General features: G+C 33.8%; 24 protein-coding genes. 19 read left to right on the top strand and 5 right to left on the bottom strand.

The window, feature by feature from the left end; all coding sequences use genetic code 11:
* Positions 1 to 4 precede the first annotated feature (4 nt).
* The 4 genes from AWN65_RS01500 to mutY all read right to left on the bottom strand — a co-directional run bounded on the left by AWN65_RS01500 (position 5) and on the right by mutY (position 4,250).
* On the bottom strand, positions 5 to 1,414 hold the full coding sequence (locus AWN65_RS01500; protein ID WP_060383793.1) for a TolC family protein: 1,410 nt from the start codon (positions 1,412 to 1,414) through the stop codon (positions 5 to 7).
* Positions 1,415 to 2,078: 664 nt separating this feature from the next.
* Positions 2,079 to 2,642 (bottom strand): gliding motility lipoprotein GldD, encoded by a 564-nt coding sequence (gldD, locus tag AWN65_RS01505; RefSeq protein ID WP_060381550.1) that lies wholly within the window; start codon positions 2,640 to 2,642, stop codon positions 2,079 to 2,081.
* 114 nt (positions 2,643 to 2,756) lie between these two features.
* Entirely contained in the window at positions 2,757 to 3,179 is a 423-nt protein-coding gene (locus AWN65_RS01510) for a single-stranded DNA-binding protein (protein WP_060381551.1), read from the bottom strand.
* 39 nt (positions 3,180 to 3,218) lie between these two features.
* A complete protein-coding gene (mutY, locus tag AWN65_RS01515; RefSeq protein WP_060381552.1) occupies positions 3,219 to 4,250 on the bottom strand; it encodes an A/G-specific adenine glycosylase in 1,032 nt (343 codons plus the stop codon).
* A gap of 131 nt (positions 4,251 to 4,381) precedes the next feature.
* Between mutY and AWN65_RS01520 the strand changes: the two genes are divergently transcribed.
* The 17 genes from AWN65_RS01520 (at position 4,382) to AWN65_RS01600 (ending at position 20,339) form a co-directional block, all read left to right on the top strand.
* Positions 4,382 to 4,690 (top strand): HU family DNA-binding protein, encoded by a 309-nt coding sequence (locus AWN65_RS01520; RefSeq protein WP_060381553.1) that lies wholly within the window; start codon positions 4,382 to 4,384, stop codon positions 4,688 to 4,690.
* Positions 4,691 to 5,030: 340 nt separating this feature from the next.
* Positions 5,031 to 6,578, top strand: a complete 1,548-nt coding sequence (locus AWN65_RS01525) for an Rne/Rng family ribonuclease (protein ID WP_060381554.1) — start codon at positions 5,031 to 5,033, stop codon at positions 6,576 to 6,578.
* Positions 6,579 to 6,731: 153 nt separating this feature from the next.
* Positions 6,732 to 7,097, top strand: coding sequence for an NADH-quinone oxidoreductase subunit A (locus AWN65_RS01530; protein WP_060381555.1), 366 nt, complete (start codon positions 6,732 to 6,734; stop codon positions 7,095 to 7,097).
* A gap of 80 nt (positions 7,098 to 7,177) precedes the next feature.
* Positions 7,178 to 7,729 (top strand): NADH-quinone oxidoreductase subunit B, encoded by a 552-nt coding sequence (locus AWN65_RS01535; protein WP_060381556.1) that lies wholly within the window; start codon positions 7,178 to 7,180, stop codon positions 7,727 to 7,729.
* A 1-nt stretch (position 7,730) separates the two neighbouring features.
* Positions 7,731 to 8,252, top strand: coding sequence for an NADH-quinone oxidoreductase subunit C (locus tag AWN65_RS01540; protein WP_060381557.1), 522 nt, complete (start codon positions 7,731 to 7,733; stop codon positions 8,250 to 8,252).
* 15 nt (positions 8,253 to 8,267) lie between these two features.
* Positions 8,268 to 9,503, top strand: coding sequence for an NADH-quinone oxidoreductase subunit D (locus AWN65_RS01545; protein ID WP_060381558.1), 1,236 nt, complete (start codon positions 8,268 to 8,270; stop codon positions 9,501 to 9,503).
* 4 nt (positions 9,504 to 9,507) lie between these two features.
* On the top strand, positions 9,508 to 10,047 hold the full coding sequence (locus tag AWN65_RS01550; RefSeq protein WP_060381559.1) for an NADH-quinone oxidoreductase subunit NuoE family protein: 540 nt from the start codon (positions 9,508 to 9,510) through the stop codon (positions 10,045 to 10,047).
* 4 nt (positions 10,048 to 10,051) lie between these two features.
* A complete protein-coding gene (nuoF, locus tag AWN65_RS01555) occupies positions 10,052 to 11,419 on the top strand; it encodes an NADH-quinone oxidoreductase subunit NuoF (protein ID WP_060381560.1) in 1,368 nt (455 codons plus the stop codon).
* Between the two features lie 99 nt (positions 11,420 to 11,518).
* Positions 11,519 to 12,547 carry a 2Fe-2S iron-sulfur cluster-binding protein gene (locus AWN65_RS01560; RefSeq protein ID WP_060381561.1) on the top strand — a complete coding sequence of 343 codons (1,029 nt, stop codon included), beginning with the start codon at positions 11,519 to 11,521 and terminating at the stop codon, positions 12,545 to 12,547.
* Positions 12,548 to 12,550: 3 nt separating this feature from the next.
* Positions 12,551 to 13,588 carry an NADH-quinone oxidoreductase subunit NuoH gene (gene nuoH, locus AWN65_RS01565; protein ID WP_060381562.1) on the top strand — a complete coding sequence of 346 codons (1,038 nt, stop codon included), beginning with the start codon at positions 12,551 to 12,553 and terminating at the stop codon, positions 13,586 to 13,588.
* Between the two features lie 67 nt (positions 13,589 to 13,655).
* Entirely contained in the window at positions 13,656 to 14,180 is a 525-nt protein-coding gene (locus AWN65_RS01570; RefSeq protein WP_060381563.1) for an ORF6N domain-containing protein, read from the top strand.
* A gap of 4 nt (positions 14,181 to 14,184) precedes the next feature.
* Positions 14,185 to 14,721, top strand: coding sequence for an NADH-quinone oxidoreductase subunit NuoI (gene nuoI / locus AWN65_RS01575; RefSeq protein ID WP_014164161.1), 537 nt, complete (start codon positions 14,185 to 14,187; stop codon positions 14,719 to 14,721).
* Between the two features lies 1 nt (position 14,722).
* The gene (locus AWN65_RS01580; RefSeq protein ID WP_060381564.1) at positions 14,723 to 15,232 is read left to right on the top strand and encodes an NADH-quinone oxidoreductase subunit J family protein; all 510 of its coding nucleotides are present in this window, start codon (positions 14,723 to 14,725) and stop codon (positions 15,230 to 15,232) included.
* Between the two features lies 1 nt (position 15,233).
* Positions 15,234 to 15,554, top strand: a complete 321-nt coding sequence (gene nuoK / locus AWN65_RS01585; RefSeq protein ID WP_060381565.1) for an NADH-quinone oxidoreductase subunit NuoK — start codon at positions 15,234 to 15,236, stop codon at positions 15,552 to 15,554.
* Between the two features lie 6 nt (positions 15,555 to 15,560).
* Positions 15,561 to 17,444: an NADH-quinone oxidoreductase subunit L gene (gene nuoL / locus AWN65_RS01590; RefSeq protein WP_060381566.1), complete on the top strand. Its 1,884-nt coding sequence runs from the start codon at positions 15,561 to 15,563 to the stop codon at positions 17,442 to 17,444.
* Between the two features lie 12 nt (positions 17,445 to 17,456).
* Positions 17,457 to 18,899: a complex I subunit 4 family protein gene (locus AWN65_RS01595; RefSeq protein ID WP_060381567.1), complete on the top strand. Its 1,443-nt coding sequence runs from the start codon at positions 17,457 to 17,459 to the stop codon at positions 18,897 to 18,899.
* A gap of 60 nt (positions 18,900 to 18,959) precedes the next feature.
* Positions 18,960 to 20,339 (top strand): NADH-quinone oxidoreductase subunit N, encoded by a 1,380-nt coding sequence (locus tag AWN65_RS01600; RefSeq protein WP_060381568.1) that lies wholly within the window; start codon positions 18,960 to 18,962, stop codon positions 20,337 to 20,339.
* A 538-nt stretch (positions 20,340 to 20,877) separates the two neighbouring features.
* On the opposite strand, the gene AWN65_RS01605 is transcribed toward AWN65_RS01600, so the two are convergent.
* A complete protein-coding gene (locus AWN65_RS01605) occupies positions 20,878 to 21,270 on the bottom strand; it encodes an SPOR domain-containing protein (RefSeq protein ID WP_060381569.1) in 393 nt (130 codons plus the stop codon).
* A 216-nt stretch (positions 21,271 to 21,486) separates the two neighbouring features.
* Between AWN65_RS01605 and AWN65_RS01610 the strand changes: the two genes are divergently transcribed.
* Complete coding sequence (locus AWN65_RS01610) at positions 21,487 to 22,821, top strand: c-type cytochrome (RefSeq protein WP_060381570.1); 1,335 nt, start codon at positions 21,487 to 21,489, stop codon at positions 22,819 to 22,821.
* A gap of 33 nt (positions 22,822 to 22,854) precedes the next feature.
* Positions 22,855 to 25,881: a TAT-variant-translocated molybdopterin oxidoreductase gene (locus AWN65_RS01615; RefSeq protein WP_060381571.1), complete on the top strand. Its 3,027-nt coding sequence runs from the start codon at positions 22,855 to 22,857 to the stop codon at positions 25,879 to 25,881.
* Position 25,882: the final 1 nt, after the last annotated feature.

Here is a 25,882-nt window from a genome sequence, read left to right on the forward strand (position 1 = left end):
GAATTTAAAGTTTTTGAATGTCTAAGCTTTGAGTGGATTTCATCAGTTCAATTGCAGCCCTTCTTTGATTAAAAATAGATGTCTGATATTCTAGTTCAGCCATTTGTAGATCATTTTCAGCTTCAATTAATTGATTTGATTTTATTAATCCATATTTAAACTCCTTTTCTGCTTGATCAAAAGCATTTTGAGCAATCTCTTTTGCCTTTGCCTTCAGATTTATTTGTGCGTTAGCTATGTTGTAAAGAGTTTGGTTATTAGCCAGATTTAATGATAATTTTCGCTCAGCATCTGATTTTTTATTCTCTAAAATTTCTTTCTCTATTTTAGTTTTTTCTATTTCATGACTACTTTCATTACCATCAAAAATTTCCCATTTAAAACCTAAATCAATTCGAAATATAGGAAAAAGATGTTTGTTGGTTAAGTCTGAATTTAACTTGCTGTTAGGGATATTAGGAATCAAATTTTTTGATGAAGATAAATGACCGTTATAAAATCCTAGGTAAGATAAAGATGTTCCAGCTTGAACTTTTGGAATCCACCAAGTTTTATCAGCTTTTATTTTATAATCTAAAGCTTTCATTCCGTGATCTAAAGCTTTTAGTTCAGCTCGATTATTAATGCTATTATCTGAAATTGTATGATTTATTTTTTGTAGAGAGGGTTCTATTAAAGCAATTTTTTCAGTTTCTATTCCAGTTAAAATATGTAATTGTGTTGTCAATAATTCTTTTTTTCCTTCGTATTCGACTATTTTTGAGTTGAGTGTTGCTTCTGCTAAATCTATTTTTTGATAATCATATCTAGTTATAAGGCCATAGCCCAATGCTTTTTCTGCTAGCTTTTTATTAGCTGCTAATCTTTTTAAACCTTCATTCAAAACTTTTTTTGATTCTATTAGTAAAGCAAATTGGTCATAAGATTGTATGATTTGAGTAACGATCTCATCTTTATTTTTTTCATTAAGAACCAATGTTGCTTTGTTTTTTTCCTCAAGAGCTTGTTTGAGATGTTTTATTTTTCCACCTGAATAAACGAGAACTTTTGCATCAATTTTTGCAGCTCCTTCAATTCCTGATAAATTAAAGTTGTTGTCTAGTGCTCCTTCAGGAACTGTTATTCCTGGAAAGATAGGGTTTATAGGTGCAATTTCAATTGCTTTAGAATGTGATATGCTAGTTATGTCAAGATATCCAGCTTTTCCCGATATATCAACTTTAGGTAAGAATAAATCTTTAAGCTTTTGCTGGTTTAAAGTGATTGTTTTGGATTCTAAAAGTTGATTTTTTATTGATGCGTCTCTTTTTAAAGCTTCGTTAATTAAAGTCTCAAGACTTGGAGCTGTTTGAGCACTAAGCATGAGAGGAATTACTAAAAGCAACGCAGAAATGATTTTTTTCTGATGTTTCATTTTTTTCATTTGATTTACGTTACAAAGGTTTGACTAAAAAAAATGAAATCTTTTGATATATATCAAAAAAATAAAGCTAAGCGTTTAAATTAATACCATTTAAATTTTGAAATTTCCTTATAATACTATTTTTTTTAACCTTGAGACTGTTCAAAAAGTTCGTAATCTTTTATTTCGACCAAAGGGAGAAATTGCATAATGCTGATTATGAGTCTCCTGCTTACATCAGAGTGACAAACCGTATCTTGATTTAGGCACTATTTTACAAAAGCAATAAAAATCATCGTTGGTTCTCGATGCGCTTCACGCTCGAACTAACGATGATTTCAATTATATACTCAACCATCCGTTCGAGTTGTTTTTAAAATGAAAAAAAACGTATCGAGAACTTTATTTTTTAATCCAGTATATTTTAAGTTTAAATGGTATAAGATTATTCGTTGGGCTATGAAATGAAGATCTAAAGGATGAAGAAGTCAGAATGCAAGAAAAATTTTCCGCAGATGTAATTTTGCTACATTGAGGACAAAAAAGGAGTGTTTTTTAGATTCAAAGTTATTCGTGTTTATAGAATAAATTTATAATATGTAATTTGGGTAAAATAGATTATTATAAAAAAGTTTAGCTTTAAAGTTTAGTTTGTTGAAAAAAGGTCTGATTTAGTTTACTTCCATTTTAGACTTTCCATTAATATTTTAAGATCATTTTTGATGTAATGAGCAGCTGGTAAAACAGAATCAAAATTAGGTTTTGCATAGAAATAGATAGATCCCATTAAAAAATGTTTTGTGCTATCCGTTACATAAAATTGAGATTGAGAAGCGGCATTTCCTCCTACTTCATAAAACATTCCAAATTTTTTATGTTCTGAGTCAATGTAAGGTTGTTCTGTAATATTGTCTGCTTTTACAACATGCTCATAAGTTAACTTTTGAGCATCTCGTAAAAGAGATTCTATGTTGTTTTGTACGGGACGATAATTAAGGTAGACTGTGGCTCTTAATTTAGGGTAGTTAATATGAAAATTACATTGCCCTTGATCCTTTATATTACTAAGTGAATTGTACTTAAAATCATATCCACAAGCTTTTTTAAAATCAGTATATTGAGGATTAGGGTATTCTAGACTTAAATAAGCTTTGGGTTTAGGCATAGTGTCATCTTTACAACTGATTATGCTTGAGTAACTGATTAGTATTAGTAAAAAACTTTTTATGCTTTTATTCATGTATTTAAAGTTTGTTTTCAGGGATAATGAGGTGTGTTTAGCCGATTTGGTCTTTTGATTTGTTTTTCGTTATTGTTTGCTAAAGTCAAACGATTATTTTACACTGATTTTGTTTTAAAATGGTAAATCGTTTTCTGTTGGAGGGCCAAAATTAGTGCTTTTTGGTGTTTCTGATGGGTTTTTAAATGATTCAGAATCCTTCTTCGTATTTAAAAAAGTAAATTCAGTTACTTGAATTTCAGTAGTATATTTTGTGGAGCCATCTTCCGCTTGCCATTGTCTTGATTTGATGCGTCCTTCAACGTATATTTTATCACCTTTTGTTAAGTACTTTTCGCAAATTTCTGCAGCTTTATTCCGAACGACAACATTATGCCACTCTGTAGAAGTTATTTTTTCTCCAGTAGTTTTATTAATATATATATCGTTTGTAGCTAAAGGAAATCTACCAATACAGTTTCCCCCATCAAAATAGTGCATTTTTAGTTCATCTCCTAAATGCCCAATGAGCATTACTTTATTTAACGTTCCGTTCATAATGGCTTATATTTAATAGTATCAAATATAGTTAAAATTTCAATATAGAGTTCTTTCTAAAAAATTATGAATAACAATAGGAGTAGGTAGCTTTTTTAATTCATTATATATTAAGCCTATTTCATGCTCCTGATCGAGTTCTATTTTCCAAAAATTAATATTTAAATTTTGATGAGACAGCTTGTGATTTATCTGTTCATGTTTTAAAAGAGTAATTGTTTTAATATTAGAATATTGCTCTAATATTTTGTCTTGTATAATACTCGTCTTTTCCTTTTTAGAAACTTCAATTAAAGGTAATTCATATAGATTTAGCCATATATCCTTTTTAATTCTTTGTTGGTATAAAGCCTTTTGATTCTTGTCAATTACCAATAAGTAATGAAAATGTCGATCAGTTGTTTTGTTTTTCTTTGTTTTAATAGGAAGATTAGCAACATTATTCGTACCCAATGCGTAGCAACTACTTTGCAAGGGACAAATAGCACAATTTGGATTTTGAGGCGTACATTGTAAAGCACCAAACTCCATAATAGCTTGATTAAATTCAGCAGGTTTATTGGGGTTAATGACCTCTGAAGCTAAATTAAAAAACGCTTGTTTAGTTTTAGGTAAACTAATATCAAGATCTAATCCAAAATAACGAGCTATAACCCGATATACATTGCCATCTATTACAGGAACACATTCATTAAATGAAAAAGAAGCAATAGCGGCAGCTGTATATTCTCCAATTCCTTTTAATTTTTGAAGATCCTTATAATTATTTGGGAAAATTCCCTTTTTATGTTCCGTTAAAAATTTAGCTGTAGTATGAAGATTTCGAGCCCTAGAATAATAACCTAATCCTTGCCATAATTTAAGTACTTCCTGCTCTTCTGCTTTTGCTAAATCCTGGATTTTTGGGTACTGTTTTATAAAGGCTTGGTAGTAGGGAAGTCCTTGGATTACACGGGTTTGTTGTAATATTATTTCAGATAACCAAATCAAATAAGGGTCTGTTGTTCTGCGCCAAGGAAGATCTCTCTTGTGGTATTGATACCAAGCTATAATTGTATCACTAAAATTCATGCTCTTAAATTGGTGCGCAAAAATAATTCTTTATGTGATTAAATTTTAATCAATTATACTTGAATTATTCTTTTTTTTATTCCTATATTTGCACACTCAAAAAAATGCAATAAACTTAATTATTATATAAAATGACAAAAGCAGATATCGTAGCTAAAATTGCTGATAAATTAGGCTTAGAAAAAGGAGATGTTCAGGCTACAGTAGAGTCTTTTATGGACGAAGTTAAAAATTCGTTAGAAACAGGTGATAATGTTTATTTGAGAGGTTTTGGAAGTTTTATTATTAAAACAAGAGCTGAAAAAACAGGTAGAAATATTTCAAAAAATACAACTATTAAAATTCCAGCTCATAATATACCCGCTTTTAAACCTGCAAAAGTATTTGTTGAAGGAGTGAAAGAAAAAGTTAACGTAGAAATATTAGAAGAATCGAAATAATTATTAACATAAAACCAACAAAGTTATGCCAAGTGGTAAGAAAAGAAAAAGACATAAGGTAGCGACTCACAAACGTAAAAAAAGAGCGAGAGCTAATCGTCATAAAAAGAAAAAGTAGTTCTTAAACTACTTTTTTCTTTTTAAACGTTCATTGAAAATGAGATTTATGATTTTTAAATTTAGGAACATCTTAAAAAGAATACATGAATTTTAAAAATCTTAAATCCTGCGGGTTCATTGCCTGTAAAAGAAATGTTTAATCCATCCTTACAATTAGCGGTAGATAATAGGTGATTTTCCTATTATATATTGCCAAAAAGTTGGGATAAAAATTTACGCCGTGAATAAAGAACTAATTATTAGATCAAGTGAAAGTGCTGTAGATTTTGCCTTATTAAAAGATGGAAAACTAATAGAATTACATAAAGATGAAGATAGTTCAGGTGCATTTCAGGTAGGGGATATCTATATTGCAAAAATTAGAAAACCAGTGGCAGGTCTAAATGCTGCGTTTGTTAATTTAGGTTTTGATAAAGATGCTTTTCTACATTATCACGATTTAGGGCCTAATTTATCTTCTCAATTGAAATTTATTAAACAAGTATGCACAGGTAAATTCAACGATTTTTTCCTAAAAACGTTTCAGTTTGAACCTGAAATAGATAAAAATGGTATTATAACAGATGTGTTAAATGCTAATCAATCAATTTTAGTTCAAGTTGTAAAAGAACCAATATCTACCAAAGGACCACGAATTAGTTCTGAGTTATCCTTAGCAGGTAGGTATATTGTTTTAGTGCCTTTTTCCGAAAGAGTATCTGTTTCGCAAAAAATACACTCAAAAGAAGAAAAAGAACGATTAAAACGTTTGGTTCTATCCATCAAGCCAAAAGGCTTTGGGGTTATTGTTCGTACAGTAGCCGAGGGCAAAAAAGTAGCCGAAATTGACAAAGATTTACAAAATTTGCTAGACAAATGGTCTGCAATGTGTAAACGAATCCCAACGGCTCACCATCCTTCTAGAGTATTAGGTGAATTAAATAGAGCTTCCTCTATTTTAAGAGATGTATTTAATGATACTTTTACCTCAATATTAACAGATGATGAACAGTTGTTGCAGGAAACTAAGGAGTATTTACAAGAAATAGCTCCAGGAAAAGAATCAATCGTTAAACTCTATAATTCAAAAGAAATTCCTCTTTTTGAAAAATATGGGATCGAACGTCAAATTAAAACTTCTTTTGGTAAAACAGTTTCCATGAGTAAAGGGGCTTATCTGATTATTGAACATACAGAAGCTATGCACGTTATTGATGTAAATAGTGGAAATCGTTCAAATAAAGCAACCTCTCAAGAAGATACCGCTCTTGAAGTCAATCTTATAGCAGCAGCAGAAGTTGCGCGACAATTGCGTTTGAGAGATATGGGGGGGATTATTGTAGTCGATTTTATTGATATGCAAAATCCAGACAATCGAAAAGTATTGTTTGATTTCTTAAAAGAAGAAATGAGTGACGATAAAGCGAAACATAAAATCTTACCTCCAAGTAAATTTGGTCTCGTGCAGATAACGCGACAGCGTGTTCGACCAGAGGTGAATATTAAAACTCGAGAAGAAGATCCAAATAATGAAAAAGGAGAAATTGAAGCTCCTATTGTTATTATAGATAAAATAACTTCTGAGTTGGAAAGAATTATTAAGAAGTATAAAAAGGTGCGTTTGCACGTGCACCCGTTTATTGCTGCTTACCTTACAAAAGGTTTTCCATCAATACGTTCAAAATGGTTTTTTGAACATAAAAAATGGGTTAAAATTATACCGCGTGACGCATACACGTACTTAGAATATAGGTTTTTAGATGATACTGGAAATCCTGTAGAAGATTAATAAAAAACGCTTAGATTTCTAGGCGTTTTTTTTTGCCTTTAATAATTGTTTAGAATGAATAAAAATAACGATTATTTAGTCGATTTTCTTCTACAAAAATTGATATTTCGTCCTATGCCATTATCTTTGTAGCTTGGATTAATTATCATAATTATGCAATCGAATCAACTGGATTTTATACCTATTCTAATGCAAGTAGGACTAGCTGTTGGATTTGTAGGAGCTACAATCTTTATCTCTAGTTTATTAGGTCCTAAGCGTCATTCAGCCAATAAAGATAAAAATTTCGAATGTGGTATTGAATCAATAGGTAATGCCCGTATTCCCTTTTCTGTAAAATATTTCTTAGTAGCTATTCTCTTCGTTTTATTTGATGTCGAGGTTATTTTTATGTATCCTTGGGCGGTAAATTTCCGCGAAATGGGCATGGAAGGATTATTGAAAATGGGAATTTTCATGTTTCTTTTAGTCGTAGGTTTTTACTACGTAATTAAGAAAAAAGGATTGGAGTGGGAATAAAAAATTTATTTTAAATGATGAATTTTAAATTATAAATGAATAATTCAAAATTCAAAATTCAAAATTCAAAATAATTTGAAATGAGTGATTCTTCAAAATATACAACGGTAGCTCCTCCAGATGGTTATGCTGGGGAAGGTTTTTTTGCTACCAAATTGAGCGATGTGGTAGGTTTAGCTCGTGCAAATTCGATGTGGCCTTTACCCTTTGCGACTTCTTGTTGTGGTATCGAATTCATGGCAACAGCAGGAGCACATTATGACGTGGCACGTTTCGGTATGGAGCGTATGAGTTTCTCGCCTCGTCAAGCAGATATGCTGTTAGTAATGGGAACTATTTCTAAAAAAATGGCACCTATTTTACGTCAAGTATATGAGCAAATGTCAGAACCTAAATGGGTTATTGCCGTAGGTGCTTGTGCCTCTTCGGGTGGTGTTTTTGATACGTATTCTGTTTTACAAGGTATCGACAAAGTAATTCCTGTAGATGTATATGTGCCAGGATGCCCGCCAAGACCAGAACAAATTTTAGACGGAATTATGCGTTTGCAAGAAATTGTAAAAAATGAATCGGTTCGCCGTCGTAGTTCTGACGAATACAAAGAATTATTAGGTTCTTATAACATCAAATAATATGGCATTAGAGAACGCTGTTATTCAACAAAAATTAATTGACCAATTTGGATTAAAAGTATCTGAATTTGTTCAACTTCATGATATTTTGACTTTCGAAGTAGCTTCTGATGCTATTGTAGAAGTCATGAAATTCTTAAAAGAAGACGCTACTTTGCGTTTCAACTTTTTAACCGATGTGTGTGGGGTACATTACCCAGAATATGAAGCTAATCGTCAACTAGGCGTTGTGTATCACATGCACAACTGGATTGATGGTGTTCGCATCCGCATCAAATGTTTTCTTCCTATCGATAATCCTGAAATTGACTCGGTTACTTCTTTATTCTTAGGAGCTAACTGGCAAGAGCGCGAAACCTTCGATTTCTACGGAATCACTTTCAAAGGACATCCTCAATTAAAACGTATATTGAATATGGACGAAATGACCGTATTCCCAATGCGTAAGGAATTCCCTCTTGAAGATGGTGGACGTACGGATAAAGACGACCGTTTCTTTGGAAGAACTACTCATAATTGTTAATAAAACTGAAAATCAATGTCAGAGTTATTATTAAAACCAGAAGAGCGTTACGCTAGCATCATCGAACAAAGAAGAAACGAAGATGGTAGCGAACTAGCCATATTAAACCTTGGTCCTACTCACCCTGCTACCCACGGTATTTTCCAAAACATCTTATTGATGGATGGAGAAAGAATTATTGATGGAGAAGGAACTGTGGGATACATTCATAGAGCTTTTGAAAAAATTGCAGAAAACCGTCCGTTTTACCAAATCAACGTATTGACTGACCGTATGAACTATTGTTCGTCGCCTATCAATAATATGGGATGGTGGATGACGGTTGAAAAAGCTTTAGGTATAGATGTTCCTAAAAGAGTACAATACATGCGTGTGATTGTAATGGAGTTAGCTCGTATTGCAGACCACATTATTTGTAACTCGATTTTAGGAGTAGATACTGGTGCCATGACAGGTTTCTTCTACGTATTTGAATACCGTGAAAGAATCTACGAAATCTATGAAGAAATTTGTGGTGCTCGTTTAACAACCAATATGGGACGTATCGGTGGTTTTGAAAGAGATTGGTCTGCTGAAGTTTGGAAAAAAATCGACGCTTTCTTAGCGGATTTTCCAGCCGTTTGGGCAGAGTTTGAAAGTCTTTTAAACCGTAACCGTATCTTTATGGATAGAACCATCAATGTGGGACCTATCTCTGCTGAAAAAGCCATGAGCTACGGATTTACTGGACCAAATTTACGTGCCGCAGGTATCGATTATGACTTGCGTGTAGCACAACCTTATTCGTCTTACGAAGATTTCGAATTTAATATTCCAGTTGGAAAATCAGGAGATACCTACGACCGTTTTTGTGTGCGTAACGCAGAAGTTTGGGAAAGTATCAGCATCATCAAGCAAGCATTAGCAAAAATGCCTGAAGGACCTTTCCATGCAGATGTTCCTGAATATTATTTACCTCCAAAAGAAGATGTATATACTACAATGGAATCGCTAATTTGGCATTTCAAAATTGTTATGGGCGAAGTACCTGTTCCATTAACAGAAGTATACCAAGCGGTTGAAGGAGGAAATGGTGAGTTAGGTTTTTATTTAGTTACTGATGGAAGCCGTACCCCATATCGTTTACACTTTAGAAGACCTTGTTTTATATATTACCAAGCATATATCGATATGGTAAGAGGGCAAAATCTATCAGATGCTATTGCTACTTTATCAAGTTTGAATGTTATTGCTGGAGAATTAGACGCTTAATGCTATGGAAAAATACGATTATACCCATTATAAACAAGAAATAAATATTACGCCTGAGCTAATGACTCGCATTAATGAGTTAATCAGTCATTATCCAGAGGACAAACGTAAATCTGCATTAATTCCTGTACTACATGAAGTACAAGATGCACACGACCATTGGTTAAGTTATGCGTTGCAAGACAAAGTAGCGGAGATTTTAGGAATCAAACCCGTGGAAGTTTACGAAGTGGTTTCTTTCTATACCATGTTCAACAGAAGACCTATTGGTAAATACATGTTTGAATTTTGTCAAACGTCTTGTTGTGCAACTCGTGGTGTAGAAAATTTAATGGATTACACTTGCGATAAATTAGGTGTAAAATTAGGTGAAACTACTGCCGACGGATTATTTGAAGTTCGTGGTGTAGAGTGTTTAGGTGCTTGTGGTTATGCTCCTATGTTACAGTTAGGAGATTTTTATCACGAACATTTAACGAAAGAAAAAATTGACCAGCTTATCGACGATTGTAAAGCAGGTAAAGTACAAATGTTAGATAAATAATACTATGGGAAGAAAAATATTATTAGAAAAAATAAATATTCCAGGTATTAAAACCTACGAAGTATACCGTCAGAATGGTGGATATGCTTCGGTGGAAAAAGCGTTAAAACAAATGACCCCTGACGAAGTTACTGAGGAAGTAAAAACTTCAGGAATTCGTGGTCGTGGTGGAGCTGGTTTCCCAGTAGGGATGAAATGGAGCTTCATTGATAAAAAATCAGGAAAACCACGTCATTTAGTTTGTAATGCCGATGAGTCGGAACCAGGAACGTTCAAAGACCGTTTCTTAATGGAATACATTCCGCACTTATTAATCGAAGGGATGATTACCTCTTCGTATGCTTTAGGCGCTAACTTATCTTATATCTACATCCGTGGAGAATATATGTGGGTTTTCAAAACGCTTGAAAGAGCGATTAAGGAAGCTTACGCTGCGGGATGGTTAGGAAAAAATATATTAGGAACTGGATACGATTTAGATTTACACGTTCATTGTGGTGCAGGAGCATACATTTGTGGTGAGGAAACTGCTTTAATCGAATCGTTAGAAGGCAAAAGAGGAAACCCTCGTATCAAACCACCGTTTCCAGCGGTAAGTGGTTTGTGGCAAAATCCGACGGTAGTTAATAACGTAGAATCTATTGCTGCGGTGCCTTGGATTGTTTTAAACAAAGGTGAAGAATACGCTAAAATTGGTATTGGACGTTCTACAGGAACTAAATTGATTTCGGCTTCTGGTCATATTAAAAATCCTGGGGTTTACGAAATTGAATTAGGTCTTTCGGTAGAAGAATTCATGAATTCTGACGAATATCTAGGCGGAATGATGGATGACCGACCTTTAAAAGCGTTAGTACCTGGAGGTTCATCGGTGCCAATTTTACCACAGCATTTAATTTACAAAACTGCCAATGGTGACGACCGTTTAATGACTTACGAATCATTATCAGATGGAGGATTTGCAACAGGTTCCATGTTAGGTTCAGGAGGATTTATAGTGTATAATGATACAACTTGTATTGTTCGCAACACTTGGAATTTCTCTCGATTCTACCACCACGAATCTTGTGGGCAATGTACCCCATGTCGTGAAGGAACAGGATGGTTAGAAAAAATCCTTTGGAGAATTGAAAACGGACAAGGACGCGAAGAAGATATCGAATTGTTGTGGAGTATCCAATCTAAAATTGAAGGAAACACGATTTGTCCATTAGGTGATGCGGCATCGTGGCCGGTGGCTGCGGCGATTCGTCACTTTAGAGAAGAATTTGAGTATCACGTTCGATTCCCTGAAAAAATTAAAAATAGAGACCACTACGTAAATGAGCCTTTCGAAAAAGTAAGACATTTAGTAGCGAAGCAAACTGTATAAAGAGCCCCTCCCAACCTCCCCAAAGGGGAGGAGAAGGAGAATAGATAATATTAATTTTAATTTCCCGATTCCCCCTTTGGGGGTTAGGGGGCTGATAATATGAAAGTAACCATAGACGGACAATCGATAGAAGTCGAACCAGGAACAACCATCCTGCAAGCGGCTCGTATGATAGGAGGCGAGAGTGTGCCCCCTGCGATGTGTTATTATTCGAAGTTAGAAAAAACTGGTGGTAAATGTCGCTGTTGTTTGGTGGAAGTGACCAAAGGTAGTGATGCAAACCCAACTCCTATGCCTAAACTTGTTGCCTCTTGTGTAACAGGTGTTATGGATGGTATGGAAGTGAACAGTAAAAATTCGACTCGTGTGGAAGAAGCACGTAAATCGGTAACGGAATTTTTGTTAATCAACCACCCATTAGACTGTCCTGTTTGTGACCAGGCGGGTGAGTGTGATTTACAAAATTTAAGTTTCCAACACGGTAAATCGGAAACGCGTTTTATTGAAGAAAAACGTACGTTTGAACCAGAAGATATTGGGCCAAACATTCAATTGCACATGAATCGTTGTATTTTATGTCAACGATGTGTGGCAGTTGCTGACCAATTAACAGACCACCGTGTACATGGGGTAATGGACAGAGGTGACCATGCAAATATCTCTACTTGTATTTCTAAAGCTATCGACAATGAAATGTCAGGAAATATGATTGATGTTTGTCCCGTAGGTGCTTTAACTGATAAAACATTCCGTTTCAAATCACGTGTTTGGTTTAGTAAACCTTATGATGCGCACAGAGATTGTGACAAATGTTGTGGAAAAACAACGGTTTGGATGTTTGGTAATGAAATCCAACGTGTAACGGGTCGTAAAGATGAATTCCATGAGGTAGAAGAATTTATCTGCAATACATGTCGTTTTGACAAAAAAGAAGTTAAAGATTGGACAATTGAAGGCCCTCGTAAATTCGAGAAGTTCTCGGTTATCAACCGTAACAAATATGCGCTTAATGCTCCAAAAGTGGAAATCCAAACGGAAGACCACATTTTATTTGGACGTGAGCAAGACCGTAAGAAAATTAGTATGACCAATGTTCCTTTAGAGAACAACGATAATTCAAATCAATAAGCAATGGAACAAGCATTAATTATAGAAAAAGGAATTATCATCGTAGCTGTTTTTGCCATCACTATGTTGGCAGCTATGTACACTACGTTAGCAGAACGTAAAATTGCAGCTTGGTTACAAGACCGTATCGGTCCTAACCGTGCGGGTAAAGGAGGTATTTTACAACCCTTAGCCGATGGTTTAAAACTATTTGCCAAAGAAGAGTTTATGCCTGATACACCTAATAAATTTTTATTCATATTAGGTCCTGCAATCTCTATGAGTATGGCATTAATTACTAGTGCTGTGTTACCTTGGGGGGATTCTATCCAAATTTTTGGAAGAACTGTAGTGCTTCAAGCAGCTGAATTAGATGTGTCCATTTTATACGTATTTGCTGTGTTATCTATCAGTGTTTACGGAATTATGATAGGAGGATGGGCATCAAACAACAAGTATTCTTTAATGTCTGCTTTACGTGCATCATCGCAAATGATTTCTTATGAAGTTGCAATGGGGTTATCCATTATTGCAGTAATTATGATGAATGGAAACTTAAGTTTGAGAGAAATTGCCAATCAGCAACACGGTATGAACTGGAATGTTTTTTACCAACCTTTAGGCTTCATCATTTTCTTAGTATGTTCTTTTGCCGAAACGAACAGAACTCCTTTCGACTTAGCAGAATGTGAAGCTGAACTTATTGGTGGTCACCATACAGAATATTCATCTATGAAAATGGGATTCTATTTATTTGGTGAATATGCGGCTATGTTTGTTTCTTCAGCTATTATTTCTATCTTATATTTTGGAGGATACAATTATCCTTTCATGGATATGGTTGCTGAAGCTTTAGGGCAAAATGCTGCGAACATCATTGGAATCATGGCTTTGTTTGCTAAAATATTATTCTTCATCTTCTTCTATATCTGGGTTCGTTGGACTATTCCTCGTTTCCGTTATGACCAGTTGATGAATTTAGGTTGGAAAATGTTAATTCCTTTAGCGATTGCTAATGTGGCAATAACAGGAATTGTGATTGTCATAGCTGATAATATGTAATTTTTGAGGCTTCTATTTGGCTTCTTAAATTTTAAAAGAAATATTTAATAACGCCAAATATAATAGTATGAGCCAAAATGAGATTACAATTCCAGATGAAATTATTTCTAACAAAATATATTTCATAAGAGGTCAAAAAGTTATGTTAGATAAAGATTTAGCAGAACTTTATCAGGTTGAGACTAAAAATTTAAAACGCCAAGTAAAAAGAAATATTGAACGTTTTCCTGAGGATTTCATGTTCGAACTTAGTGAGGAAGAATTTGAAATCTTGAGGTGCCAAATTGGCACCTCAAGTTGGGGAGGTACAAGATATAGACCGATTGCTTTCACTGAAAATGGCGTTGCGATGTTGTCTAGTGTGCTTAATAGTCCAATAGCTATTAAGATGAATATTCAAATTATTAGAGTGTTCACTAAAATTCGTGAAGCCTTATCAGATAATTTGAACATTAAATTAGAAATAGAAGAGATTAAAAAGAAACTTTCAAATCATAGTAAAAACATCGAGCTAGTATTTAACTATCTAGATGAGTTGATTGAAAAGAAAGATAATACAAAAGAAAGAACCCAAATAGGTTATAAAAAGTGATAAAATGTCAATAGAAACCATTTCATTATCAGGAAGAAAAAAGGAGGTCTCTAATAAGAAGATGACTTTCTGGGAAAGCTTGTATCTGGTTGCGATTGTGAAAGGATTGTTTACAACGATTCGTCACTTGTTCAAAAGAAAGGTTACCATTAAGTATCCAGAACAAGTACGTCCGTTCAGTCCAGTTTATCGTGGACAACACATGTTGAAACGCGATGAGCAAGGTCGTGAAAATTGTACGGCATGTGGTATGTGTGCCGTAGCTTGTCCAGCAGAAGCAATTACCATGACAGCAGCCGAACGTAAAAAAGGAGAAGAGCATTTGTATAGAGAAGAAAAATATGCTTCAACGTATGAAATTAATATGTTGCGTTGTATTTTCTGTGGGTTATGCGAGGAAGCTTGTCCTAAAGATGCGATTTATTTGACAGAATCAAAAGTGATTGTAAAATCAGCATCAAACCGTGAAGACTTTATTTACGGGAAAGATAAATTGGTAATGCCATTAGATATGGCTATTAAGAACTCAAAAACAAACTAAAATGTCGATAATTACACTTTTCTATATTTTAGCGGCGATTACTCTTGCTACGGGTTTCATGACTGTAGTAAGCAAGAATCCTATCCATAGTGCCATTTATTTGGTATTGTGTTTTTTTAGCATTGGTGGGCATTACTTGTTGTTCAATGCGCAATTCTTAGCCTTAGTTCACATCATTGTATATGCGGGAGCTATTATGGTTTTGATATTGTTTACCATCATGTTGATGAATTTGAACAAAGAAAATGAACCCAATAAGGATATGTTATCCAAAATATCCGCTACCCTTGCTTTTGGTTTATTATGCTTTGTGTTGTTAGCTACTTTTGTAAAGGCTATGCCTAAAATTCAGGAGTATAAAAACACAGGAGCGGATTTCCAATCTATCAAAGTTTTGGGTAAAGTATTGTTAAATGAATATATGGTACCTTTTGAATTTGCTTCTGTATTGTTATTAGTTGCTATGATTGGTGCAGTATTATTGTCTAAAAAAGATAAATCAATTCAATAAGATGGAGAGTATTTTATCACAAATAGGAATTGAAAATTACATATACTTAGCAGTATTACTGTTTAGTATTGGAGCTTTTGGTGTGTTGTACCGTCGTAATGCTATTATTATGTTTATGTCGGTTGAAATTATGTTGAATGCGGTTAACTTATTGTTAGTTGCTTTTTCAACCTATCATCAAGATGCACAAGGACAAGTTTTTGTATTTTTCTCCATGGCAGTTGCTGCTGCAGAAGTGGCCGTAGGATTGGCTATCTTGGTTTCTATCTTTAGAAACACAGGTTCGATTGATATTGATAATTTAAAGAATTTAAAAGGGTAAATACTAATGGAAAAAAATTTAGCTTTAGTATTATTGTTAGCACCTTTATTTGGATTTTTAGCCAATATATTTTGGGGTAAAAAAGCAGGTAAAGGATTTGTAGGACTGTTAGGGACATTATCTATTTTAATATCCTTCTTTGCTACCACGTATTTTTTCACGTTAATCCAATCGACTGGAAAAGGAGTGCAAATTGACTTATTCCAATGGATTTCTTTGGAAAAATTCAACATTAACTTTTCGTTCTTGTTAGACCAATTATCTGTTTTATGGTTACTATTCGTAACAGGTATTGGTACACTTATCCACATGTATTCTGCTAGCTATATGCATGGCGATGAGAATATGCATAAGTTTTTTGCATATTTAAATCTATTCGTATTCTTTATGATTACGTTAGTAATGGGTAGCAACTTATTAATTCTTTTCATTGGCTGGGAAGGTGTAGGATTATGTTCTTATTTACTTATCGGATTTTGGTATAAAAACCAAGAGTATAATGATGCTGCTAAAAAGGCATTCATCATGAACCGTGTTGGAGATTTAGGTTTATTAATTGGTATCTTCATCTTAGCTTATGTTTTTGGAAGTTTAGAATATTCAGAAATCGCTAATGGTATTTTTGAAAAAGGATTGGCTGTTAAAAATGCCGGATTACTATCGGTTGCCGCTTTATGTTTGTTCATTGGAGCAACAGGTAAATCAGCGCAGGTGCCTTTATATACATGGTTACCTGATGCGATGGCGGGACCAACTCCTGTTTCAGCCTTAATTCACGCTGCAACCATGGTTACCGCAGGTATTTTTATGGTAACGCGTTTAAACTTTGTGTTTGATTTAGCACCATCGGTTCAACAAATCATTGCTATTATAGGCGCTGCAACAGCAGTTTTAGCCGCAGCTATTGGTTTAGTACAAAACGATATCAAAAAAGTATTAGCTTATTCTACCGTTTCTCAATTGGGATTGATGTTCTTAGCCTTAGGTTTAGGAGCTTATGAAGTAGCCGTTTTCCACGTAATTACACATGCTTTCTTTAAGGCTTGTTTGTTCTTAGGTTCTGGTTCCGTTATTCACGCTTTACATGGTGAGCAAGATATGCGCAATATGGGTGGTTTGAAAAAAGTGATGCCTATTACATATATGACCATGATGATTTCTACCTTAGCCATTTCAGGTATTTTTCCTTTTGCTGGTTTCTGGTCAAAAGACGAAATCTTGATGACCGCTTTCCATGGTAGTAAAGCTTTATGGGTAGTAGGTTCTGTTGCTTCAATAATGACCGCTTTCTATATGTTCCGATTGATGTATTTGACTTTCTTGGGTGAATTTAGAGGAACAGAAGCACAAAAGAAACATTTACATGAAAGTCCAAAGTTAATCACTATTCCTTTGATGATTTTAGCAGCTTTAGCTGTAGTGGGTGGTGCTATTAACTTACCTGGTAGCACTTGGTTATCGCATTATTTAGCTCCATTATTCCACAAAGCACATGAGGCGCATCATTTAGATGGTACTGCTTATATGTTAATGGCAATTGCTACAGTAGGAGCTTTAGTTGGAATTTATTTAGCGTATTCAAAATATATTGCCAAAAAAGAAGTGCCTGTTCAAGACGAGCAGTTACAAGGTTTTGCTAAAGTTGCTTACCATAAGTTCTATGTAGATGAAATCTATGAAGCGGTTATTGTTAAACCTATCTATCAATTATCTCATTTCTTTAGAAAATATACAGAAGTATTTATTTCAGAAATTATATTTAGTTTTGCTAAAATAGCAGAATTATTAGCCAATCAAGGAAAATTAATTCAAAATGGAAATATAGGAGTGTATTTACTAGCCTTTGTAATAGGACTATCTTCCATTTTGATTTATATATTTTTAGTTTAATACAATAGTACAATGAACGTATCATTTTTACTTGTTTTATTATTATTCGGATCAGTTGCAACTTATTTATCAGGAAATAAGTTAGCAAAAAGGGTAGCTCTTACTTTTAGTTTAGTTGCCACCGTATTTTCTTTTTATACATTGAATATTTTTCAAAGTGGTGCAAATCCTAGTTTTATAGAACAATGGATTCAATATCCTAATGTATATGTTGCATTTGAAGTAGATGGTTTGTCACTAGCTATGATTCTATTGTCAACTACACTTACCTCAGTAATTGTGTACTCGTCTTTTGGAAATTCATTTGAAAATAGCAAAGTATTTTATTCTTTAGTCGTTTTTATGAATTTTGCAATGGTAGGTACTTTTTTAAGTGCAGATGGTTTATTATATTATATTTTTTGGGAATTAGCATTATTGCCTATTTATTTCATTGCTTTGTTATGGGGTAATGGAGATTTAGAAGAGCGTAAGCGTGCCATTATGAAATTTTTTGTATTTACTTTAGCGGGCTCTCTGTTTATGTTAGCAGCTTTTGTATATCTATTTCAAAAAGCAGGATCTTTATTATTAGCTGATTTATATGCAATTCGATTGACTGAAAATGAGCAATTTTGGATTTTTTTAGGATTCTTCTTAGCTTATGCTATTAAAATTCCAATTTTCCCTTTTCATACTTGGCAAGCAAATACGTATCAAAAAGCACCTGCTGTAGGTACGATGTTATTGTCAGGTATCATGTTAAAAATGGGATTGTATAGTGTTATCCGTTGGCAATTGCCATTAACACCAATAGCGGCAAAAGGAATGATCAATATATTATTAGTCTTAAGTATTATTGGCGTAGTGTATGGCTCTATTGTTGCTTTAAAACAACGTAATTTGAAGAAATTATTAGCTTATTCTTCGTTAGCACACGTTGGCTTAATCGCTGCATCAGCGTATACACTTTCGTTAGATGGATTAAGAGGGGCTGTTCTGCAAATGATTGCACACGGTTTTGTAGTAGTAGGTTTGTTCTTTGCAGCGGAAGTTATTGAAAGACGTTTTAATACACAAGAAATTGCAGAAATGGGAGGTATTCGTATACAAGATACAAAATTTGCTTCTCTATTTATGATTGTTATGTTAGCATCGGTTGCATTGCCATCAACCTTTAATTTCATTGGTGAATTTACTGCTTTATACAGTATTTATAATGTAAATATTGTATTTGCAGTGACAGCTGGTACAACTATTATATTAGGTGCTTTTTATATGCTTAAAATGTTCCAAAATGTAATGTTAGGTGAAGCAAATACCAAATCTTTTGCCGCTGTAACTACGCAGGAAATTACTGTTTTCGTTATATTGATTGTTGTTTTATTATTTTTTGGTTTATATCCGAAACCAATTAATGATTTAATTACTCCAGCATTAAAAGAGATAGTTTTAAAAATTAATAATATAAATTAAATTGAGGTTTTGTTTTAGTTTTTAAAAATTAAAAACATATATCTTAAATCATTATTATAGATGAATACATTAATTGCTATATCAGGATTAGGAATAATTGTTATGTTAGCTGAAATGCTAAATGCAAGAAAAGCTATTGTGCCTTTAACCATTGTAGGGCTATTGGTTATTTTAGGTTTTAACATTTCTGAGTACAACCTATTAGGTACCTATTTAAACAACATGATGTTTGTAGACCGTTTTTCTGTCGCTTTTTCTAGTTTGTTTATCATAATTACGATCTTTCTTATTGCTATGGGAGGTGAGTTTTATAAAGAAAAAATGACTAGAATTTCTGACTTTGTATCCATAAAAGTTTTTCTTTTGGCAGGTGGTGTAACCATGGTGTCTTTTGGTAATTTAGCAATGTTTTTTCTAGGAATTGAGATTCTTTCTATTTCATTGTACGTTTTAGCAGCAAGTAACCGTACAAATTTACGTAGCAATGAAGCAGGAATGAAATACTTTTTAATGGGAGCCTTTGCTTCTGGAATTATACTTTTTGGAATTGCCTTGATCTATGGTGCTACAGGAAGTTTTGATTTGCAAACAATTTATCAGATTATACATACTACTACTTACCCTCAATGGTATAATATTGGTTTGATATTTGTTTTGATAGGAATGCTTTTTAAAGTAGCAGCAGCTCCTTTTCATTTTTGGTCGCCTGATGTTTATGAAGGCTCTCCTGCACTTACGACAGCCACCATGAGTACTTTGGGAAAAGTGGTTTCTATGGCAGCTCTATTTAAATTAATTACTTTATTAGTCCCTTTTCAAACCTATCATTTTCAGATGTTAGTAGTGGTTGTTTCAATAGCCTCTATGATGATTGGAAATATTATGGCATTACGTCAAAACAATGTAAAACGTATGTTGGCTTTTTCAGGTATATCTCATGCAGGTTTTATGTTAATGACTTTAATTGTGCCTAATTTTGCTGCCAATATACTATTTTATTATGCCACAGCTTATGCTATTTCAGGATTAGCTATTTTTGCTATAATTTTATATGTAACAAAAAGAAAAGAAAATGAAACTATTGATCTTTTTAATGGTTTAGGAAAGACACACCCTGTTGCAGCTTTAATTGTAACAACTTCATTACTCTCTATGGCGGGTATTCCTATTTTTTCAGGTTTTTTTGCTAAATTCTTTCTATTTAATCAGGTTGTAAATTCAGGTTGGATTATTTTGGTTATTATAGCTGTTATTGCATCTATTATTAGTGTTGGGTATTATTTTAAATTAATTTTAGCAATGTATACCAAATCATCAAATAATACGAATGATCAAAAAAATGAGATACCTTTTGTTTATCTTTTTTTAGGAATTATTGGTTTAATTGCAAATTTAATAATCGGTTTCTTTCCAAATATATTACTAAATTTAATTAGGTAAAGGAAAATTAAAATTAAAAAGGGAAATATCTTAAATTCAGATATTTCCCTTTTTTTATATAATAAATTCAGATCATATTTTGGGCTTTGTACTAGAGATAAAAGAGCATACTACCATTTAAACTTTGAAATTTTCTCATAATACTATTTTTTTATCCTTGAGACGGTCCAAAAAGTTCGCAATCTTGTTATTTCGGCCAAAGAGAGAAATCACGTAATTTTGATTATGAGACTCCTCCTTATGGAGTGACAAACTACATGTTGATCTAGACACCATCCTACCAAAAGCAATAAAAATTAGTGTTGGTTCTCGATGTGCTTTGGAATCGAACTAACGATGATTTCAATTATATACTGAACCATCTGTTCGAGTTGTTTTGAAATAAAAAAAATTATCCAGAATTTTACTTTTTAATCCAGTATATTTTAAGTTTAAATGGTATAAAAGTCATAGAAAAATATTTACAGATATAATGAGCTTCATAAAACCAAAAAGATTTAAGAATACTTGATTTTTACGTGGTAATTTGAAACAAGTATTATTGTTTATTAGGTTTAATTAAAAAAGCATTAGGGTATTTTTTCTTTAAATCTGATAATTTTTTTTCAGCTTCTATTCGTGTTTTAAAATTGCCAACCCAAACTTTATAAATAGGAGTATGAAATACAATGGTTCCGTCTAAATTTTTGTTGTTTTTTCGAAATTCAATTAATGTTTTTTTAGCTTCTTCGTTTTCCCCTGTAAAAATTTGAATTTTAAAATAATCATAAAGAGGAATATTGTTGTTTATTTTTCTTTTTTCATTCAAAAGTTGTTCAAATCTTGGATCTTGTTGAATGTTTTTTTGTGGATTTTGTGCATTTATAGATAGACTAAAAAAAGAAGAAATACTGATGTAAAGTGCAGATTTACAAAATGTTAAAATATTCATAATAAGTCATTTTTTAAGCAAATGTAAGATATAATTAAAAAATAATACCTTTTAAATTATTTAGAACAATTATAAATTAATATTTAAGATATATTTAAGGTTTTGAGAATACTTCATAAGTCGTATTTTTGTCAGAGTTTTTTAAATGGTGTATTGTATTCGGTGCAATTTGTACTGTAGAAAATATGCCAAATTTAGATGATAACCATTTAATTTATGAAAAAGGTGGGAAACCATAAATCGTTTTTAAGAGTAGTAGCGTTAAATCTAGCGTTTCTATTATCTGTTTCTTTAAGTTCTTTTGCTCAAGAACCTGCTGCTTCAGCGCCAGCTGATGCTGCTGCGGCTCCAGCTGCTGCCGGAGATGCTGCTGCGGGGAAGGCTTTGTTTAACGCAAATTGTGCAGCATGTCACAAGTTAGATGCTAAAATGACAGGCCCAGCGCTTCGTGGTGTTGCAGAACGTCGTGATAGAGCTTGGTTAGGGCAATGGATTAGAAATTCAAAAGGTTTAATTGCATCAGGAGATGCTGATGCTGTGAAAGTTTTTGAGGAGTTTAATAAGGTTCCAATGACAGCCTTTCCTCAGTTGTCAGATGCTGATATTGATAACATTATAGCCTATACTTCAGAACCTAAAGAGGAAGTTAAAGCACCAGCTGCTGGTTCAGCTGTAAATGCTGGAGCTACAGATTCTTCTGGTGTTTCTAATAACGTAGTGCTAGGATTGTTAGCAGTAGTGTTAGTGGTTTTAGTAGGAATGTTATATATGGTTTACAATACCTTACGTAAAATTTCAGCTGCTAATGGAGTAGAAGTAAAAGATCGTAAGTTGAGTCTGTTGCCTTTATGGAAATCATTTGCTAGAAACCAATTCTTAGTGTTGGTGTCTACCATTTTGTTGATTTTAGTGAGTGCTTATTTCGCTTATGGTTATTTGATGCAAGTGGGTGTAGATCAGGATTATGCGCCAATTCAGCCTATCCACTATTCTCATAAAATTCACGCAGGTGATAATGGTATCGATTGTAAATACTGTCACTCTGCAGCTCGTACAAGTAAAAATGCGGGTATTCCTTCATTGAATGTTTGTATGAACTGTCATAAAAACATTTCTGAATTCCAAGGAGATAAAGATTCTACTTATGTAGAGTATACTAAAGAATTCTATACTGCTGAAATCCAAAAATTATACGATGCAGTAGGATGGGATAAAACAGCTCAAAAATATACAGGAAAACAAAAACCAGTTAAATGGGTTAGAATTCACAATTTACAAGATTTTGTATATTTTAATCACTCTCAACACGTTTCAGTTGCTGGAATTGAATGTCAAAAATGCCATGGTCCTGTAGAGACTTTTGAAATCATGAAGCAGCATTCTCCATTAACTATGGGATGGTGTGTGAACTGTCACCGTGAAACAGCAGTTAAAGTAGAAGGAAATGCTTACTACGAGAAAATCCATGCTGAACTTTCTAAAAAATACGGTGTAGACAAGTTGACTGCCGCGCAAATGGGAGGTTTAGAATGTGGTAAATGTCACTACTAATAATTTATTAAGAAGCTAATTTTTATATATAATATGTCATCAAACAAAAAATACTGGAAAAGTGTTGAGGAGCTAAACGAAAATAGCTCTATTGTTGAGACGCTTAGAAATAACGAGTTTGTTGAAGAAATTCCAACAGATGAGTTTTTAGGTGATGCTGCTACACTTGCATCGTCTAATACAACACGTCGTGATTTTCTTAAGTATGTAGGATTCAGTACAGCTGCTGCAACTTTAGCGGCTTGTGAAGGTCCAGTGCATAAGTCTATCCCTTATGTAGTTCAACCTGAGGAAATCATTCCTGGAATTGCAGATTATTATGCTACTTCATTCTCGGATGGTTTTGATTTTGCTAATATCTTGGTAAAGACCCGTGAAGGGCGCCCTATTAAGATTGAAAATAACAAAATAGAAGGTGCAAACTTCCATGCTAATGCTCGTGTTCATGCGTCTGTGTTATCGTTGTACGATAGCTTACGTCTAAAAACTTCGAAAATAGCTGGAAAAGAATCTTCTTGGACTGAAGCAAATGCTATGATTAAAGCTAGTATTGCTGAAGCAAAAACGAAAGGAGGTAAAGTTGTTCTATTAACTAATACTTCTGCTTCACCATCTACAGATCGTTTAATCGGTCAGTTCCTAACAGCTAACCCTAATGCAAAGCATATAGTATATGATGCAGTATCTTCATCAGAAGCATTAGATGCTTTTCAAATGGTTTATGGTGAAAGAGCTTTAGCAGATTATGATTTCTCTAAAGCAAATGTAATTGTGTCAATTGGTGCTGATTTCTTAGGAGATTGGCAAGGTGGTAGTTTTGATGCAGCTTATGCCCAAGGACGTATTCCTCAAAATGGTAAAATGTCTAAACATTACCAATTTGAAGCAAATATGACATTATCTGGTGCTGCTGCTGATAAGCGCGTTCCAATGACAGTTGCTGCCCAAAAACAAGCATTAGTTCAAATTTATAACATAATCACAGGTGCCTCTATAGGAACTTCAAATAATTCTGAAGTTGCAAAAGCAGCTCAACAATTAAAAGCAGCTGGAAGTAAAGGGGTATTGGTTTGTGGCATCGATGATAAAAATGCACAATTGTTAGTATTAGCAATTAACCGTGCGTTGTCAAGTGAAGCTTTCAATACAGGAAATACACGCCAAATCCGTAAAGGAAATAACGCAGATGTTAAACAATTAATTGCAGATATGAATTCAGGTGCTGTTCATACCTTAATTATGAATGGTGTTAATCCTGTTTATACTTTACACAATACTAAAGAGTTTACAGAGGCATTGAAAAAAGTAAAATTAGTAGTTACTTTTACAATGAAAGAAGATGAAACAGCTTTAAGTTCTACTATTGCTGTACCTACTCCTCATTATTTAGAATCTTGGGGTGATGTAAGCATCGTAAAAGGTAGCTATGCTATCACACAGCCTACTATCCGTCCATTATTTGATACAGTTCAATTCCAAGATGCTTTATTGTCTTGGACTGGAAATGGTCAGTCATACTATGATTATATCCGTGGTGCTTATACTGGTGCTAAAACTTGGAACCAATTAGTACATGATGGTATTGAATTTACAGTTTTACCATCTACTTCTGGTGCAAGTACTGATTTCAATGCAGCAGCAGCAGTTTTAGCAAATGCTAAATCAGCAGGTATGGAATTAGTGTTATACACTAAAACAGGTATGGGTGATGGGCAACAAGCAAACAACCCTTGGTTACAAGAATTCCCAGACCCAATTACACGCGCTTCTTGGGATAACTACATTACTATGTCTAAAGCTGATGCTGAAGGTTTAGGGATTGAAAACTGGAATGTTGCAAATGGTGGTTTGAATGGTCACACCGCTAACATCACTGTCAATAAAGTGAAGTTAGAAAATGTACCTGTTATGATTCAACCAGGTCAAGCTAAAGGAACTATCGGTTTAGCTTTAGGTTATGGTCGTAAAGCTTCTTTAAAAGAAGAAATGCAAGTGGGTGTTAACGCTTATCCTGTTTATACAAATTTTAATACCGTACAAAATATTTCGGTTGAAAAAGGAAATGGCGAACATGAATTTGCTTGTGTACAGCTGCAAAAAACCTTAATGGGTCGTAACGATATCATTAAAGAAACTACTTTAGAAATTTTTAATACAAAAGACGCTGCTGAATGGAATGTGATGCCAATGGTATCTCTAGATCATAAAGAAGTTCCTTCAACTTCAGTAGATTTGTGGGAATCTTTCGATAGAACTATCGGTCACCACTTCAATTTATCAATCGACTTGAATGCTTGTACAGGTTGTGGAGCATGTGTTATTGCGTGTCACGCTGAAAACAACGTTCCAGTGGTAGGTAAGTCAGAAGTAAGAAGAAGCCGTGATATGCACTGGTTACGTATCGACAGATACTATTCTTCTGAAACTACTTTCGAAGGTGATAACGAGAAAAAACATTCAGCTTCTGGTTTATTAGATTCAAGAAACAAATACATCGAGTTAGAATCTGCTTCTGAGAATCCTCAAGTAGTATTCCAACCCGTAATGTGTCAGCACTGTAACCACGCTCCGTGTGAAACAGTATGTCCAGTTGCAGCAACTTCACATGGTCGTCAAGGTCAAAACCACATGGCGTACAACCGTTGTGTAGGTACTCGTTACTGTGCAAACAACTGTCCTTACAAAGTGCGTCGTTTCAACTGGTTCTTATACAATAAGAATGAAGAGTTTAACTACCACATGAATGATGATTTAGGTCGTATGGCATTAAATCCAGACGTAAACTTACGTTCTCGTGGGGTTATGGAAAAATGTTCAATGTGTATCCAAATGACACAAGCTACTATCTTAAAAGCGAAAAATGAAGGTCGTGTAATTCAAGATGGAGAGTTCCAAACAGCGTGTTCTAATGCTTGTACGTCAGGAGCAATGATATTTGGTGATGTAAATGATAAAGAATCTCAGGTGGCTAAATTAGCAGCAGGAGAGCGCTCTTACCATTTGTTAGAACATATTGGTACTCAGCCAAATGTGGTTTACCAAGTTAAAGTTAGAAATTAAT

This window comes from Flavobacterium covae (genome assembly GCF_001534645.1).
Classification (GTDB): Bacteria; Bacteroidota; Bacteroidia; order Flavobacteriales; family Flavobacteriaceae; genus Flavobacterium; species Flavobacterium covae.